Annotated in this window: 12 protein-coding genes; 11 read left to right on the top strand and 1 reads right to left on the bottom strand. The window is 62.0% G+C overall.

Annotated elements, in window-relative coordinates; genetic code table 11:
* Nucleotides 1-187: 187 nt before the first annotated feature.
* From HMPREF1023_RS12365 to HMPREF1023_RS12320, 10 genes are all read left to right on the top strand, one after another.
* Nucleotides 188-886, top strand: coding sequence for a cytochrome c3 family protein (locus tag HMPREF1023_RS12365; RefSeq protein WP_009306705.1), 699 nt, complete (start codon nt 188-190; stop codon nt 884-886).
* 267 nt (nt 887-1,153) lie between these two features.
* Nucleotides 1,154-1,819, top strand: coding sequence for a cytochrome c maturation protein CcmE (locus tag HMPREF1023_RS12360; RefSeq protein ID WP_009306704.1), 666 nt, complete (start codon nt 1,154-1,156; stop codon nt 1,817-1,819).
* 53 nt (nt 1,820-1,872) lie between these two features.
* Nucleotides 1,873-4,104 carry a heme lyase CcmF/NrfE family subunit gene (locus HMPREF1023_RS12355; protein WP_009306703.1) on the top strand — a complete coding sequence of 744 codons (2,232 nt, stop codon included), beginning with the start codon at nt 1,873-1,875 and terminating at the stop codon, nt 4,102-4,104.
* 6 nt (nt 4,105-4,110) lie between these two features.
* Nucleotides 4,111-4,836 carry an ABC transporter ATP-binding protein gene (locus HMPREF1023_RS12350; RefSeq protein ID WP_009306702.1) on the top strand — a complete coding sequence of 242 codons (726 nt, stop codon included), beginning with the start codon at nt 4,111-4,113 and terminating at the stop codon, nt 4,834-4,836.
* Entirely contained in the window at nt 4,837-5,553 is a 717-nt protein-coding gene (locus tag HMPREF1023_RS12345) for a heme exporter protein CcmB (protein ID WP_009306701.1), read from the top strand. It abuts the gene before it with no gap.
* 181 nt (nt 5,554-5,734) lie between these two features.
* Entirely contained in the window at nt 5,735-6,505 is a 771-nt protein-coding gene (locus HMPREF1023_RS12340) for a cytochrome c biogenesis protein (protein ID WP_009306700.1), read from the top strand.
* A 110-nt stretch (nt 6,506-6,615) separates the two neighbouring features.
* Entirely contained in the window at nt 6,616-6,801 is a 186-nt protein-coding gene (locus tag HMPREF1023_RS12335; protein WP_009306699.1) for a hypothetical protein, read from the top strand.
* Between the two features lie 103 nt (nt 6,802-6,904).
* Nucleotides 6,905-7,717, top strand: coding sequence for a UTP--glucose-1-phosphate uridylyltransferase (locus HMPREF1023_RS12330; protein ID WP_009306698.1), 813 nt, complete (start codon nt 6,905-6,907; stop codon nt 7,715-7,717).
* A 110-nt stretch (nt 7,718-7,827) separates the two neighbouring features.
* Nucleotides 7,828-10,104 (top strand): EAL domain-containing protein, encoded by a 2,277-nt coding sequence (locus HMPREF1023_RS12325; RefSeq protein ID WP_009306697.1) that lies wholly within the window; start codon nt 7,828-7,830, stop codon nt 10,102-10,104.
* Nucleotides 10,079-11,923 carry an extracellular solute-binding protein gene (locus HMPREF1023_RS12320; protein WP_035579005.1) on the top strand — a complete coding sequence of 615 codons (1,845 nt, stop codon included), beginning with the start codon at nt 10,079-10,081 and terminating at the stop codon, nt 11,921-11,923. Before HMPREF1023_RS12325 ends, HMPREF1023_RS12320 begins: the two co-directional genes overlap by 26 nt.
* 96 nt (nt 11,924-12,019) lie before the next feature.
* Here HMPREF1023_RS12320 and HMPREF1023_RS12315 read toward each other — a convergent pair whose 3' ends face one another.
* Nucleotides 12,020-12,982, bottom strand: a complete 963-nt coding sequence (locus HMPREF1023_RS12315) for a D-2-hydroxyacid dehydrogenase (protein WP_009306695.1) — start codon at nt 12,980-12,982, stop codon at nt 12,020-12,022.
* Between the two features lie 1,943 nt (nt 12,983-14,925).
* Between HMPREF1023_RS12315 and HMPREF1023_RS12310 the strand changes: the two genes are divergently transcribed.
* A complete protein-coding gene (locus HMPREF1023_RS12310) occupies nt 14,926-15,828 on the top strand; it encodes a homocysteine S-methyltransferase family protein (protein ID WP_009306694.1) in 903 nt (300 codons plus the stop codon).

Genomic DNA, 15,828 nt, shown 5'->3' with positions numbered 1-15,828 from the left:
ATCACACGAAAAACGGGGTGAATCCGGGCTAATTCCCCCCAAATGGGTGATAGGTTTTTTGTCGGTTGACCGCTAGTATGCATGTGGTAAAGTGCTTGTGTTTCCGTTTGGCAGCGAAATCGATGCCACTTTGTAACGGAGACGACGGAAATGCAAGACGAGATCATGAGAAAGGGGGTTAGAGAGCATGAGCGAAGAGGAAACCAAAGTGGAAGCCGCCACTGAGGCACCTGCGACCGAGGGCTCTACGACCGAGGAAGCCGCTCCCAAGAAAAAGGGAAAGAAGTGGTCGATCGTCGTGGGCGTCGTCGTGGTTGTCTTGATTGCAGCCGGTGCCGGCTTCTGGGTTTGGCACGAGCAGCCGAGCTTCTGCGCCGCCATCTGCCACACGCCGATGGACGAGTACCTTGAGACGTACGAGCAGGAGCCTGGCACCACGGGCGTCGACAAGTGGGGCAACGAAGTGAGCAACACGAACGCGATGCTGGCCGTCTCGCACAAGGCCCAGGGCAAGGACTGCATGTCTTGCCACGTGCCCACGCTGAGCGAGCAGATGTCCGAGGGCATCAACTGGGTCACCGGCAACTACGTGTACCCGCTTGAGGAGCGCGACACGGACATGCTGACCGAGGCGCGCGGCCTTGACGGCGACGAGTTCTGCCTGAACGAGAGCTGCCACAACCTGACGCGCGACGACCTCGTGAAGGCTACGAGCGGTATGGAGTTCAACCCGCACAAGGCGCAGCACGGCGAGATCGAGTGCAGCGAGTGCCACAAGGCGCACCGCGCTTCTGTGATGTACTGCACGCAGTGCCACAGCGAGGCCGAAGTGCCCGAGGGCTGGCTGACGGTTGCCGAGGCCAACAAGCTTTCGACTGCGGCGTAAGCCACTGACAGCACCACCGCTCGTTCGCGAGCAAAGAACCGAATAAGCAAGAGGGAGCCCGCCGAAGCGCCATCGTACGCTTGGACGGGCTCCTTTTGTCAAAGGTCCGAGGAACGAAATGGTGGCCCTGCGAATGCGAGATATGCAGGAGGCTTCCACGCCGAGGCGCCGCGCATGGTGAATCTTTGAATTCGGCGCCATTGCGCTCCTCGGAACTTTGAGGTACGTGAAAATGACGGTTGGAGAGAGGCAATTGAGGAGGCGAGCGTGAACGCGAAAACGAAGCGTCGCATGGTTGTGGTGACCGGCATCATCGTCATGGTGCTGGTGGTTATCCTAGCTGTAGTCGGCGGTACGAGCTCGGCGAAGACCGTGTCGGTGGCAGAGGCTGCGACAGGGAGCTATGCGGATCAGAAGATCCAGGTGAGCGGCAACGTCGTCGAGAATTCATTCGCAACCGAAGGCAACGTGCTGACGTTCGACATCTACGATCCGAACGGGGACATCACCCAGCAGCTCCGCGTGCGCTTCGAGGGCGGCGTTTCCGCCACGTTCGGCAACGACGTGACGGCCATCTGCACGGGCAAGGTCGGCGAAGACGGCGTGCTCAACGCCAGCGAGCTGGTCACGAAGTGCCCGTCCAAGTACGAGAACGCCACGAACGCGTTGACGGTTTCCCAGTTGACGGGATACGGCGACGAGGTCGTCGACAAGCCGGTGAAGGTGGCCGGCGCGGTGAAGGACGGCACGCTGAAGGCGGCGGGCGAGGGCGACCGGTTCGTGCTCGTCGATCCCGAGAACGGCGAAGAGCTTGCCGTCGAGTTCAACGACGCGATCTCGGAGGAAGTGAAGGACGGCTCTTCGCTCGTCCTGACCGGATCCATGAACGCGCAGGGCAAGTTCTCCGCAACCGAAGTGGCCCTCGAAGGCTAGACCGGTTTCTACAAACGAAGGGCGGTCGCATAGCCGCCCCGAAAGGATAGTACATGCCAACTATAGGTTTGATAGGAGTGCTCGTCGCATTCGCCGGCGTAGCGGTGTCCATCGTGTGCCTGGTCGCGGGAGCCCTGTTGTCCCGCAAGAAGTCGGGCGGTGCAGGCGAGACGCTGACGTGGGGCGGGCATGTGGCCGTGCTGGTGACGCTGGCGGCTCTGACCGTGTGCTGCGGCGTGCTGGTGTACTGCTTCATGACCGGCGATACCAGCATCGAGTACGTGCTGCGCTATCGCAGCGACTCGTCCAGCGACATCGCCTGGCTTTACAAGCTGTCGGGTCTGTGGGCAGGCCGCGAAGGCTCGCTGTTGTTCTGGGGTTGGCTCATCGCCATCTTCAACTCGGTGGTGGCCGTTCGCAATATGAGGCAGGGCAGGAAGCTGGATTCTATGGCGCTGCTCGTGTCGCAGCTGGTGCTGGCGGCGTTCGTGGGCGTGATCCTGTTCTCCGAAAGCAACATGCCGTTTGCAGCTACGCCTGCCAAGTACTTCGACGGCTCGGGCAATCTGACGGCTGCAGCTTCGGTGCTGGGTATGAACACGCTGCTGGAGCACTGGGCCATGGCCATCCATCCGCCCACTTTGTTCGTGGGCTACGCGGGTCTCACCATCCCGTTCGCGTACGCCATCGCGGCTATCATCGTGAACGATTCTTCTAAGGAATGGGTCGTGCGCTCGCAGCGCTACACGCTGTTCTCCTGGTTCTTCCTGGGCGTGGGCATCGGCCTTGGCGCCATCTGGGCGTACGTCGTGCTCGGCTGGGGCGGCTACTGGGGTTGGGACCCCGTCGAGAACGCCAGCTTGCTGTCGTGGATCGTGGGCGTCGCGCTCATCCACAGCTTCACCGTGTACCGCCAGCGCGGCGCGTTCAAGCGCTGGTCGGTCATGTGCGCGTGCCTGACCTTCGCGTTCGTCATCGTGGGCACGTTCATCTCCCGTTCGGGTCTCGTGCAGTCGGTGCACGCCTTCGAGGGCGATCCCGTGTCGCTCGCGCTGTTCGGCGCGCTCATCGGTGCGTCCATCCTGGCCGGCATCGTGGGCCTTATCGTGCGGTGGAAGAGCTTCGGCCCGGCCTCCTCGGGCGCCGACGACGTGGAGAACATGCTGTCGAAGGATGCCGCCTACTATTTCAACAACGTCATCATGGTCGTGTTCGCGGTGCTGCTGACGTACCTGACCGTCTCGTCGGCGCTTCCTGCTTTCCTGCCGTTCGGCGGCCAGACGGTGTCGGCCGGCACGTACAACGCCATCGCCCGTCCGCTCGGCGTGATCTACCTGGCCATCCTGGCCGTGTGCCCGCTGCTTTCGTGGGGCCGCACCGAAGGCAAGCAATTCTGGAAGCGCGCCCGCATCCCGAGTATCTGCGCCGTCGTGCTGTTCGCCGTGCTCATGTTCTACTTCGTCACCTACCTGCTGCCCAGCTACGACGCCATCCTGGCGGCGGGCGGCACCGAGGCCGACGGCCTCTTGGAGCAGGGCCCGTCGTGGTACTACAACGGCGTGGCCGTGGTGGGCTTGCTGGTGGCCAGCCTGCTGTTCTTCAATTCGCTGTTCATGCTGGGTCGCGCCATCCGCGGCTACCAGAAGGGGCACCAAGGCAACGTGCTGGCGTCCGCTTGGGGCATGCTGGTGAACCGCGCGTCCACGTTCGGCGGCTTCGTCGCCCACCTGGGCATGGCCGTGATCCTCGTGGGCCTCATCGGCTCCTCGATGTACGTGACCGAGAAGACCGGCTATGTGAAGTACGATGAGGAAACCGACTCGGCTTCCGAGCCTTTCGTCATCCAAGACTTCGAGCTGCGTTACACCGGCAATAATATCGCTCCGCAGCCGAACGACGATGACATCCTCTACACCGTGTACTTCGACGTGTACAAGAACGGCGAGTTCGTCGGGGCCGTTGATCCGACGGTGCAGTTCGTCCAGTCCACGCAGCAGCAGAAGCTGGTGGCCAGCGTCATCACGTTCCCGACCGAGGATCTGTTCGTCGTGTACCGCGGCGTGAACTCCGACGGTGACTTCTCGATGGACGTGCGCGTGAATCCGCTGATCCTGGAAGTGTGGATCGGCTTCGGCCTGCTGATGGCTGGCGTGCTGATAGCCACCGTCGGCCGCCGTGGCGCGAAGCGCAAGCTGGCCGACGGCACCGCGGCGCCTGCCGACGCGGATGCGGAGGCCGAGGTCGAGACCGCCGAGAAGCCCGAACCTGAGAAAGTCGAGGCGTAAAGCGCCATGGAGGCCGTTGTGGAACCTGCGATCAAGACCAAGAAGCTCTCGAAGGTGTTCGGCAACCGCCGGGCCGTCGACAACGTGTCGATCGAGGTGCCGCAGGGCGCGTTCCTGTCCATTTTCGGTCCGAACGGCGCGGGCAAGACCACGCTGCTGCGCGTGTTGTCCACGCTGTCGAGGGCCACGTCGGGCTCGGCCACGCTCATGGGCGTGGACTTGAAGGAGGATCCGGACAAGGCGCGCGACCACATCGGCCTCATCTCGCACAACTCGATGCTCTACCCCGATTTGACGGCCGAGCAGAATCTGATGATCTACGCGCGCCTCTACGGGGTGGTCGACCCCGAGGCGCGCGTCCTCGAGCTGCTGGAGGCGGTGGAGCTGAAACACCGCCGCCTCGACGTGGTGCGCACGTTCTCGCGCGGCATGACGCAGCGCCTGTCCATCGCCCGCGCGCTCATCCATGATCCCGACGTGGTGTTTCTGGACGAGCCGTACTCGGGGCTCGACCCGCACGCGGTGGAGATATTCGACGGCCTGATCGACCAGCAGCGCGAAGGACGCACGTTCGTTATGGTGAGCCATGACTTGCAGAAGGGCTTCGCCATGTGCACGCATGCGCTGGTGTTGGCGAAGGGCAAGGTGGTGGCGTTCGACGAGAAGGATGCGTTCGATTTCGACGAGTTCTCGACGCTGTATCGCTCGACGGTTGGCATGGGGGTGGCGTAGATGGCGGTCGAGCTGAAGAAGCCCTCGACGTTCCGGCAGTACAAGACGCTGCTGCGCAAGGACTTGGAGCAGGAGTTCCGCACGAAGGAGATGCTCACGTCCATGGGCATCTACGCGCTTTTGGTGATCATCGTGTACGGGGCGGCGCTGGCGCAGACCTCGCAGACCACCGACGTGCTGCAGATGAGCGGCGGCCTTCTGTGGGCGCTCATCGTGTTCACGTCGCTTTTGGGCCTGAACCGCTCGTTCGCGCACGAGAAGGAGCAGGGCTGCATGGAGGGCATCCTGCTGGTGCCGATGGACCGTTCGGTGGTGTTCCTGGCGAAATCGACGTCGAACCTGCTGTTCTTGCTGGTGGTGGAAGTGATCGCCGTGCCGCTGTTCTACTTCTTCTTCCTGACCACCACCACGCCGTCCGAGAGCTTCTGGTTGCTCGTGGTGCCGCTGCTCGTGGGCACCGTCGGCGTGGCGGGCATCGGCACGCTGCTGTCCACTATCACCATCAACACGCGCGGCAAGGACGTGATGCTGGCCGTGCTGTTCATCCCGCTGATCTTCCCGCTTCTGTACGCATGCGTGTCCGCGACGACGGCGGTCATCGTGGGCGCGGAAGGATACGCGGACATCATGCTGACGTCGTTGGCGCTTGCGGGCGGCTACGACGTGATCATGATCCTCGCATCGTGGGTTCTGTACGATTTCGTGATTAGCGCTTGATGTTCCGTCGGCCTGCCGGCCGACGGAACTGCTCGATGCTGCGAGGCGCCCTGGCGCCGAAACTCGCCGCTTTTGCGCTTGCCCTTGCGTGCGAAAGCACGCGCGGCCGCGCAACACGGCGATTTTCAGCACCAGGACCCTTCTCGCTGACTTTGGTTGGATCCGTGACAGAAGGAGAGTAATGACTGAGAAAACGAAAAAGGCGCTCAAGCTGCCGGAAGCGGGGCAATGGCCCGACCGGATAGCGCCGACGGTGCTCGTTGCGGGCGCCGTGCTGTCGACGATCGGCTTTTTGCTGGCGTTCCTGTGGGCTTCGCCGGTGAACGGCGCTGCGGTGAACGGCGTCGAGATGATCGGCGGCCAGATGGTGACCAGCGTGCTGCTGTTGTCGCAGAAGATCTTCTACTTCCATATGCCGGTGGCTATCACGTCGTTCATCGCGCTGGCGTTCGCGGGCTATTACGCGGTGCGCTTCCTCATGACGAAGAACCGCCGCTTCGACACCTGCTCGAAGATCGCGATGGAGATCGCGCTGCTGTTCGTGGCGTGCACGATGATCACGGGCGACTTGTGGACGAGGTTCGAATGGGGCGTGTGGTGGACGTGGGATCCGCGCCTGACGACGTACCTCATCCTCATGCTCATCATCATCGCGTACTTCATCCTGCGCAACGCCATCGACGAGCCCGAGCGTCGCGCGACGTACGGGGCGGTGCTCAGCATCATCGCCCTCATCGACGTGCCGATCTGCTTTATGGTAACGCGCCTGATTCCCTCCAGCATCCACCCAGTGGTCGTGCGCGAGGGCGGCATGTCGGCCGATATGGGCATCACGCTCATGTTCTGCCTCGTCGGCATCATGCTGATCGGGTTCGCCCTGTACCGCTTCCGCTTCCGCCAGGTTCGCCTGACCGAGCGTGTCGAAGCGCTGAAGGAGCAGTTGGAAGACTGAGGGTCCGCCGTTCTGCGAACGGCGGAGCGGGGCGATCTCGGGCACTGCGGAAGCCCTCGCTGACCTTGCTGGACCTGTGGGATGTTCGTTGTTGATAAAAGGAGAAACTTATGAATCCGGTTCTCGTAGAGATATACAGCACCATCGTTCCGTCGATGCCGTTCATCATCGGAGCGTACGTGCTCATGTGGTTGGCTATTCTGGTGTACATGCTGGTCATCACGCTGAGCTACAAGAAGGCCGAGAAGCAGATGGCGGTTCTGGAAGAGGCCGTCGCGGAACTGCAGGCAAAGTAGCAGGATGGCGACGGGTTTTCCCGTCGTGCTACAATAACCGAACACCATGGACGAGGCGCCGCTTCTGCGGCGCTTCGCGCACGTTACAGAGAAAGGTATGCCCATGAAGGCTCTCATTCCCGCTGCCGGCCTCGGCACGCGCTTCTTGCCCGCCACGAAGGCGCAGCCGAAGGAAATGCTGCTGGTAGTCGACCGACCGGCCATCCAGTACGTGGTGGAGGAGGGCCTCGCGTCGGACGCCGACGAGGTGGTCATCATCAACAGCCGCGAGAAGAAGGCCATCGAGGATCACTTCACGCCGAACCCGGAGCTTGTGGAGCTGTTGCGCGCCCGCGGGAAGGATGCGTACGCCGACGCAGTGGAGCGCGTGGGCAACTACAACGTGAGCTACGTGTACCAGGACGAGGCGCTGGGCTTGGGGCATGCGGTGCGGTGCGCGCACGAGAAGACGGGCGACGAGCCGTTCTACGTGCTGTTGGGCGACGTGCTGGTGCCCGACAACAAGATGCTGCCGCGCATGCAGGAGGTGTCCGACGCACACGGCGGCGCCAGCGTCATCGCGGTCATGCCGGTTCCGGACGACCAGGTCAGCCGCTTCGGCGTCATCGCGGGCGCGGCCGTGGCCGACGACGTGTGGAAGATCGACGCGCTGGTGGAGAAGCCGGCGTTGGAGGACGCGCCGTCGAACCTGGCCGTGTTCGGCCGCTACCTCCTCAGCGCTCGCGTGATGGAGCTTCTGGCCGACGTCGAGCCCGGCGTGGGCGGCGAGATCCAGCTGACCGACGCGCTGGACGCCGTGCTGCGCGAGGAGGAGATGTATGCGCTGATTATCGACCCCGCCGACGGCTTCGACACCGGCACGGTGGAAAGCTGGCTGGAAACCAACAACGTGCTGTTCGGGCGCGCAGCCGAATAGCGAGAACAACCGTCGCCGAGCGTAACGGAGCGATTGCGAAAGCCTGCCGTCATCTGGCAGGCCTTCGAATAGTATAATGTCCTATGAGGCACGCGCGCGGCGAAAGAGGCATGATCGGGCTTGCGGCTGCCGTTGCCTCCGTGGTCATCGTCGCCGTTATAGGAGGAGCGCTGCTGGTCCACGCGTACTCGGACACGGTTCGCAATCTTACCCGCAAGGACAGCATCGGATACTTGGCTGATATATCCAGCCAGATCACCGAGAACGTGCGCACGGTCACCTCTCAGATATTCTCGGCGATGGAAACCATCGAACGCGGTCAGATGACGTTGGTGGAGAACGGCGCCACGCTCGACGAGCTGAACGGAGAAATGGCCGAGGATAGGGATCGGTGGAATCTGTCCCGTCTTGCTTATGTGGACGAGGACGGCGTGTGGTACTTCGCCGACACCACGCAGCGCTACACCAGGTCGCAGGACTATCTCAACAAGACGTTGCTTGAAGGCAAACGTTCCATCTCGGGTATCGAGACCATGGACGGCCAGGATGTGCTCGTGTTTTCAATTCCCGTGAACGCGGTCATCGATGGGCATCACATGAAGGCGCTTGCGGGCGTGTACGGGGTGGACGAGATGCTGCAGCTCCTGTCCATCGATTCGTTCGAAGGGAGAGGATACGCCTGCATCGTCAAGGACGACGGTTCGGTGGCGGTGCGTCCCGAGGATCAAACGGCCATCAGCGGCGAGTATAATATCGTGTCGGCTTTGGAGAGCCAGAACGCCGATGACGAAGAGCCGGTCCACGTTCTGCGGGCGGGGCTCAAAAAGGGGGAGCAAGGCGTCGTTCTTGCGAAGTACAACGGCGTCAGTTCGTATTTCTGCTATACGCCTGTGGGCGTGAGCGATTGGCATCTGCTGTCCATCGTTCCCAGCGATTACGTCGATCAGAGGACGAACAGCCTGTATCTGCTGACCGTGGCGGTGGGCGTTACGGTGGCGTTGGTGTTCGGCGTGATCATGCTGTTCATCGTGATCGTGCAGCATCGCAATCGTCGACGGTTGGAGGCCATCGCCTACGTGGATCCTGTTACCGGCGGAGACACGGCCGGCCGGTTTCGCGAGCGCTATTACGACGTCGTCCGAACGGATCCGCGCAACTTGGTGCTCGTGTACGCCAACATAGCCAAATTCAAGTCGTACAACGATCGCGAGGGCAAGGAGGGCGGAGACCGTCTGCTCAGGTCGGCGTACGACATGATAGAGCGGCAGCTGCGCGAAGGCGAGTTCGCGGCACGCGTCTCCGCAGACCATTTCGTCATTCTGTTGCGCGAGCCTGACGAGGCGTCGACAAAGGAGCGTCTAAACGAGTTCAGGCTCACATCCGAGAGCGTCGGCGAGCAAGTGCTCGTGTCGATGGACTTCGGCGCTTACATATTGGACGACGATGCGCTCGAGCAAGAGTTCACGCTTGTGACCGATGCGGCTAACTTGGCGCGTGCGAGCGCGGAGAAGCGGATGCTTCCAAGCGGCGCACGCGTTGGCTTCTATGATGATCGCCTCCGTCGGCGCTTCCTTCGAGAGAAGGAGCTCGAGGATCGCTTTCCCCATGCGCTTGCGAACGGCGAGTTTCATATGTATTTGCAGCCGAAGGTTGCGCTGCCCGAGCGCCGCATCGTCGGTGCCGAGGCGCTCGTGCGCTGGATCTCTCCGGAAGGTATGCTCTGCCCGAACGAGTTCGTTCCGCTCTTCGAGCGCGACGGCGTTATCGCCGAGCTGGATTTCTACATGTTTTGCCAGGTGTGCGCTTTGTTGAAGCGATGGGAGCGGGAGGGGAGGCCGCTTTTCTGCGTTTCCGTCAACGTCTCGCGCTCGAACTTCGACGTTTCGGATTTCTTCGCGCGCTACGAGCGCCATATCGCCGAGAACCAGGTTCCGGCTCGCTACCTGGAATTCGAGTTCACCGAGTCCGTCGTGTTCGATCGCACCGGCGAGATCAACCAAGTTATTCGGCGCATCCACGCGTTAGGCGCACGTTGCTCCATGGACGATTTCGGGAGCAGTTACTCCAGCCTCAACATGTTGCGTAGTCTCGAAGTGGATATCATCAAACTTGACCAGGGGTTCTTCCGCGGAGATACCGACATGGACAAGGCAAGGAGCATCGTCAACGGCATCGTGGGCATAGCGCGCGACATGCGTATCGAAACGGTTGCCGAAGGGATCGAGGATATGGGACAGGTGGATTTCCTCGAGAGCGTCGGCTGCAATGTGGTGCAGGGGTACGTGTTCGGAAAACCAATGCCTGCCGATGAGTTCCAGGATTTCAAACTAGACGATACGATGAGGCGAAACGGAGATCGCGGTGAAAGCGTTGAAGAGAGCCGGTAAGGCGGCGAAGACGTTCGCGTCGATCGTGCTAGCGGGGTCGCTGGTCGGCATCGGACTGGTCGGCTGTTCCGGCGAGGCTATGGGCAATGCGTCCGGACGCGACGATGAGATAGTGCTGACGGTATCGAAATGCCAGACCAAGGAGCTGCCGCAGGAGCTGTTGGACGAGATGACCAATCGCCACCCCAACCTGCGCTTCGAGTTCGATACGTATTCGAACAGCAACTATTCCGCGCAGATCGTCACCGAGCTCGAGCAGCGCGATATCCCCGATATCCTGATCAACACGCGCAATCAGGATCTGACCGAGGATTTGGAGCATAATCTGGTGGATCTCGCGGCGTACGATTTTTCCAGCGAGTACCTTCCCAGCGTTCTCGATCGCATGACCATCGACGGCAGTCTCTACTATCTGCCGGGTTACCTGACGCTTGCAGGGTTCTTCTACAACAAGGACCTTTTCGCCGAGCACGGCTGGGAGGCGCCTCAGTCGCTCGAGGAACTCATTGCCCTCAACGAGCAGGCGAAGGCGGAGGGCATTCGGCTTATGGCGTACTCGATGGAGCTGACGGGTCAGCGCTTCCTGCAGCTGACCAATATCGCTTCGGCGCAGTTTCTGCACACGCCGCAGGGGTCGTCTTGGGAACAGGATTATCTTGCGGGCGAAGCGAGCATGGTGGGCACGTTCGAGCCTTTCATGGACGAGTATCGGCTTTGGCTCGACAGCGGATTGATTTCGGCTGACGACCTTTCCCTGTCGAATTCGGACGCCGCGGAGATGTTCGCGAACGGTGACGTGGCCATGATCTACGGCGTTGCCAACAACGTGAAGACCACTGATTTCGACTTCGATTTGGGCCAAGCTCCGTTCCTTGCGAGAGGCGAGGGCGAAGATAACGGCTGGTACCTGTATGCGGTCAGCTCGTACTACGGTATTAACAAGAAGCTGGAAGAGCCGGGCAACGAGGAGAAGCTGGCCATAGCGCTGGAGATGTTCGACCTGATGAGCACCCCCGAGGGCCAGAGCATGTTCACGGATGGCGCGGAAGGGCGATATCCGGCCACGAGAAAGGCGGACGGCGAGCTCCACGCGCCGCTTTTGAGCGATTACCGCAACGTGGTCGACCGCAATAACCTTGTGGAGTTGGCGGCTTACACTGCTCCGCTCTTGCTGGGAGGAGAGGCGCTGGGCGGGTACATCGCTGGCACCGTCAGCGCCGAGGAAGCGTTGCAGGCCTGCGACGAGGCTATGAAGTCCAACAAGTCGGAAACCCAGATCGGCGACGTAGTGGCACATATCGAACGCGACCTGAGCCGGGAGGAGACCGTCCGATACTTCGCCGACGCGTTCAGGGAGTACGGGGGCACCGACCTGTGCCTTATGCTGCCTGGCGGCATGGCAGACGGGCAAATGCATCCTTATGGGATTTCCGGCAAGCTGTACGAAGGGGAGCTGCACGCCAATGAGCTGACCGTGCTCTTGCCCAATGCGGGGAAGCCGGTGCCCACGCTGGCCCCTGCGCGCATTTCGGGCGAAGACCTGCGCGCGGTGCTAGAGAGCGGGCGCACGTTCGAGCGGAAGGACGCGTCGAGGGAGGCCCTTGCTCCGTTCCGCTACGAGGTGTCGGGAGCCGAGGTGGACTATGATGCAGACCGCAAAGTGCGATCGCTCAAAGTGAACGGCGTTGAAGTCGCCGACGAAGACGTATTCACGGTGACGTATTTCGACGGGGCGGTCGAAACGTCCCGCTTGACCGATGCGGCGGTGTCGGACGTGAAGCCCGTCCCTGCGTTCACTGCTTGCAAGGCCGCGCGTTGATGCACTGCCGCCCGTCGTGCGACGGGCGGCAGAGTGAGGTGAAGCCGGGATGCCGCGGAAGCGGCCGGGTTCCGGGACGCAGTCGTACGTAGCCGTCTAATTCACAACGTTCTGCGGTGCACCCTCCACGAACGCGCCGACGTTAGCGGTCACGGTAGCCAGCAAGCGTTCGCGGGCTTCGTGGGTAGCCCAGGCAATATGGGGCGTTACGATGATGTTCTGGCCTTTCGCTTGCAGCAAGGGGTTGTCGGGTTGCATGGGCTCCACCGACACGACATCGGCTGCGAAACCCGCCAGCTTGCCGGATCGCAGTGCGTCCACCACGGCCTGCTCGTCCACCAGCGTGCCGCGCGCGGTGTTCAGGAGGTATGCGCCGTCCTTCATGCGGCCGATGGTCTGGGCGTTCATCATGCGGTCGGTTTCGGGCGTGGCCGGTGCGTGCAGGGTCACCACATCCGAAACGGCCAGCAGCTCGTCGAGGCTCACTTGACGCACGCCATCGCTTTCCAATTGGGGTTTTGCCGATCGATTCTCGAACACCACGGGCATGCCGAAAGCACGCGCGATGCGACATACTGCCTGCCCGATGCTTCCCATGCCGACGATGCCCATCGTCTTGCCTGCCAGCTCCACGAGCGGCGTGTTCCAGAACGAGAAGTCCTTGGCGCGCGTCCAGTCGCCTTCCATGACCAGATTGGAATGCTCTCCTACATGCAAGCACAGCTCCAGCAGCAACGCGAACGTCATCTGCGCCACGTCGGGCGTGGAGTAGGCGGGCACGTTCGATACGATCACGCCCGCATCGCGCGCTGCGTCGAGATCCACCACGTTGTAGCCGGTGGAGGTGAGTGCGATCATCTTGAGGCGAGGAGCCCAGCCGAGCGCCTCGGCGTTCCATTCCGTCTTGCTCGACACGACGATGTCGGCTTCGGCTACCCGAGTTTTCAGCTGGTCGCGCGACGTGCGGTCGTACACGGTGACGGTGCCGAACCGGTCGAGCGCGTCCCAGCTCAAGTCGCCGGGGTTGTTCACCTGTCCTTCGAGGACCACGATGTTCATAGGCGTTCCTTCCCGAGAAAAGGATCGGCCCGGGGAGAGGGGAGCTCCACCGGGCCACAAGGAGGGGATGATGCGGCACCTATTGGGTGCCGCTCTGCTTTAAGGGGTAAGCAGATGCAAACTGAAAAGGAGGGGAGCCTTTCGTTTGCTGAAGCTATTATAAAAGTTGACATTGAATATCATATGATGCACGAGTGCATGTTTTGTGAATTGGGGGCCTTGAAAGTAACAGATAGGTAAACATGACGCAAAACCCTAGGGAAAAACCCTGACGCGGAAGCTCGAGCTGATTGTCCAACGGAGCGCCGGGGGTTTGACGGCGAAAACGACGTCAAGCGGTAGGAATCGACCGGTTTGGCAATTCTGGCTAGGACCCGGCTGCGGCGCTTCGGGCTTGCCGAGCGCGATCGGAGGCGTTTCCCCAGCTCGGGTTCTCGAAACGTCAAGTGAAGCACTCGGCGGGATTACCAAACCGGTCGATTGCTGCCAAGAAGCGGGGGTCTTGCCGTCGAACCGAGGACGTCGCGGGCCTGTCGGGTTCGTGGTCGGGGATCGTCCGAAGCCGTGCGGTTCCACGTGGAGCTGCAGCCGGGATCCCGCCCCAAACCGTGGAGTCCCTCTTAGTGTTTCATGTGAAACGTTTGTACGCGCATGCTTGTTCGGCCGCACGGCTTCGCCATACGATGTGCTGCAAAAACGTCGGTTTGGCAGTCTTCGGCGGCCTTCGATCGCGCCCGACGCTCCTTCCCGAGGATCGGCGAGGCGTAATCCCAGTTCGCGCTTTGTCGCCGCCTCGGAACGCATCGCCAGATCGGGCCGGGACTGCCAAACCGGCGTTTTTACAGCACATAGGTTGGCGTTCGCTGTTAAACCGGGATTGACATAGCTCAGGTCGACCCGCCCCGCGAAAACTCGCCGGCGGCTCGGAAGCCCCCTTCGGCCATCGGCCGGACGCTCGCCTCGCCTGATCGCTAGCTGTCCGACAGAGGAAGCGGCATGCGGCGGTGCATGTCAATCCTGGTTTAGCAGCGTAGGTTGGCGAAATCGCGCGTTCGCAGCGAGGGACGTGACCGGGTGACGGCTCAGGCGGAGGTTCTGCCGCTCTGCCGTTCGGCTTGCGGCCGCTGCGTGGGCGCGGGCTCCATGCATTGTCTCGGCGGGTTCGACGAAGCGAGGGGCATGAAAACAGATCGGCCCGGGGAGAGGGGAGCTCCACCGGGCCACAAGGAGGGGGATGATGCGACGCTTGCGCATCGCTCTGCTTCTAAGGGGGTAAAGCAGAGGCAAACTGAAAGGAGGGGAGCCTTTCGTTTACAGCTGCTAGTATACGGGTCGTTCGCGCACATCGTATGATGCGGGCGTGCGCGTTTTGTGAAACGATGGGTCGCAGAGTAACGGTTCGTTAACAAGGATCAAAAGAGTCAGGAAAAGAAGTTTTCCGATAGGCGCCGCGCCGCAGAAATCTGGCGAGCGAAAGGTTGGCGAACGACATTGCCTCAAAGCGGCATCGACCTGAAGTAACATGTTCTACGATGATACGCGTTGGTCGATGATGCGGAAGCGGGCGTGTGCGGGTGCGAGAAACAGATCGGCCCGGGGAGAGGGGAGCTCCACCGGGCCACAAGGAGGGGGATGTGCGGCACCGAGGTGCCGCCACTGCTTTGTAAGGGGAAAAGCAGTACAAACTGAAAGGAGGGGATTCTTTCGTTTGCGAGACCAAGTATAAAAGTAAGCCTTGAAGAACACGTGATCGACTCATGTTCGTCCTGTGAAATGCCGCGAAGCGTCGGCGAGCGTCCATCCTCCTTCCTTCCGCCGCTCGAACTGCGCCGTTCGCGCGAGATGCTTCCGTCTCGGCGTGCGCGAGCGCATCGGCGCATTTCGACGGTCGCATGTCGGGGCTCTTTTCGGTATCATGGATCACCTGACGAAAGGAACTCCCCATGCCCGATATCGCGCTTCGTTTTCACAAGGACATGCTCGTGCTGTCCTCGCCGGTTGCCGTTGTACTGGCCCGGCAAGGGTTCGACGTGGAACACGATCTCGAATTCGCCAACCTTGTGGAGCCGGAGGCGGTGCGCGATGCGCTGCGCCTCAACAAGATGGCAGGCGCCCAGTGCCTCGTGGCGAACACGGAAGGCATCGCGCCTGCTCGTCTGGCGCATCGCGGCATGGAGGACCGCGCGGCGGAGATCGTGCGCACGGGCTTGTCCCTGGCGCGCGAGCTGAAGCCCCAGCACGTGCTGGTGGAGATCGGCCCGTGCGGCCTCCCCCTCGATGCCGCCAGCAAAAGCTCGCTCAACGAGAACCGCGACCAGTACGCCCGTGCCGCCCGCGCCTGCGATGGCCAGGAGTTCGACGCGTTCTTCCTCAACGGGTTCGCCAACCCAGCCGACCTCAAGTGCGCGCTCATGGGCGTGCGCCAGGTGAGCGGCGCGCCGGTGTTCGCGTCGGTGGACGTGGATGCCGACGGCATGCTGGCCGACGGTCGCCATACGCTCGAGGATGCGCTCGCCGTCATGGTGGACTACGAGGCCAGCGTGGTCGGCTTCGCCACGGCGGCTCCGCTCGATGCGGCCGTGACGTTCGCTCGCCGCGCCAGCGGGGCGGGGCGGCTGCCGGTGCTGGCTCAGCTGATCGTGCGTGAGCATAATCCGAAGCAAGGCGACGCTACGCACGAGAACCCGTATTACTGCCCCGATGTGCTGGTAGGGGCGGCCGTGCAGCTGCGTGCGGCCGGAGCCCAGTTCCTGCGTGCGGCCGGTGCCGCCACGCCGGCCTATGCAGGCGCGCTCGCGGCGGCCAGCGAAGGGTTCGACGTTGTGCGCTCGGATGTGGAGGAGTAG

Origin of the sequence: Eggerthella sp. 1_3_56FAA, from assembly GCF_000185625.1 — a bacterium.
GTDB lineage: Bacteria > Actinomycetota > Coriobacteriia > Coriobacteriales > Eggerthellaceae > Eggerthella > Eggerthella lenta.
The sequence above is the reverse complement of the archived record's forward strand: the minus strand, read 5'-3'. Positions and strand labels throughout refer to the sequence as shown.

Bases quoted from the DNA above. Each gene is read 5' to 3' on its own strand.
- HMPREF1023_RS12365 (WP_009306705.1), top strand. From the start codon at position 188: ATGAGCGAAGAGGAAACCAAAGTGGAAGCCGCCACTGAGGCACCTGCG.
- HMPREF1023_RS12355 (WP_009306703.1), top strand. From the start codon at position 1,873: ATGCCAACTATAGGTTTGATAGGAGTGCTCGTCGCATTCGCCGGCGTA.
- HMPREF1023_RS12350 (WP_009306702.1), top strand. From the start codon at position 4,111: ATGGAGGCCGTTGTGGAACCTGCGATCAAGACCAAGAAGCTCTCGAAG.
- HMPREF1023_RS12345 (WP_009306701.1), top strand. From the start codon at position 4,837: ATGGCGGTCGAGCTGAAGAAGCCCTCGACGTTCCGGCAGTACAAGACG.
- HMPREF1023_RS12340 (WP_009306700.1), top strand. From the start codon at position 5,735: ATGACTGAGAAAACGAAAAAGGCGCTCAAGCTGCCGGAAGCGGGGCAA.
- HMPREF1023_RS12335 (WP_009306699.1), top strand. From the start codon at position 6,616: ATGAATCCGGTTCTCGTAGAGATATACAGCACCATCGTTCCGTCGATG.
- HMPREF1023_RS12330 (WP_009306698.1), top strand. From the start codon at position 6,905: ATGAAGGCTCTCATTCCCGCTGCCGGCCTCGGCACGCGCTTCTTGCCC.
- HMPREF1023_RS12325 (WP_009306697.1), top strand. From the start codon at position 7,828: ATGATCGGGCTTGCGGCTGCCGTTGCCTCCGTGGTCATCGTCGCCGTT.
- HMPREF1023_RS12315 (WP_009306695.1), bottom strand. From the start codon at position 12,982: ATGAACATCGTGGTCCTCGAAGGACAGGTGAACAACCCCGGCGACTTG.
- HMPREF1023_RS12310 (WP_009306694.1), top strand. From the start codon at position 14,926: ATGCCCGATATCGCGCTTCGTTTTCACAAGGACATGCTCGTGCTGTCC.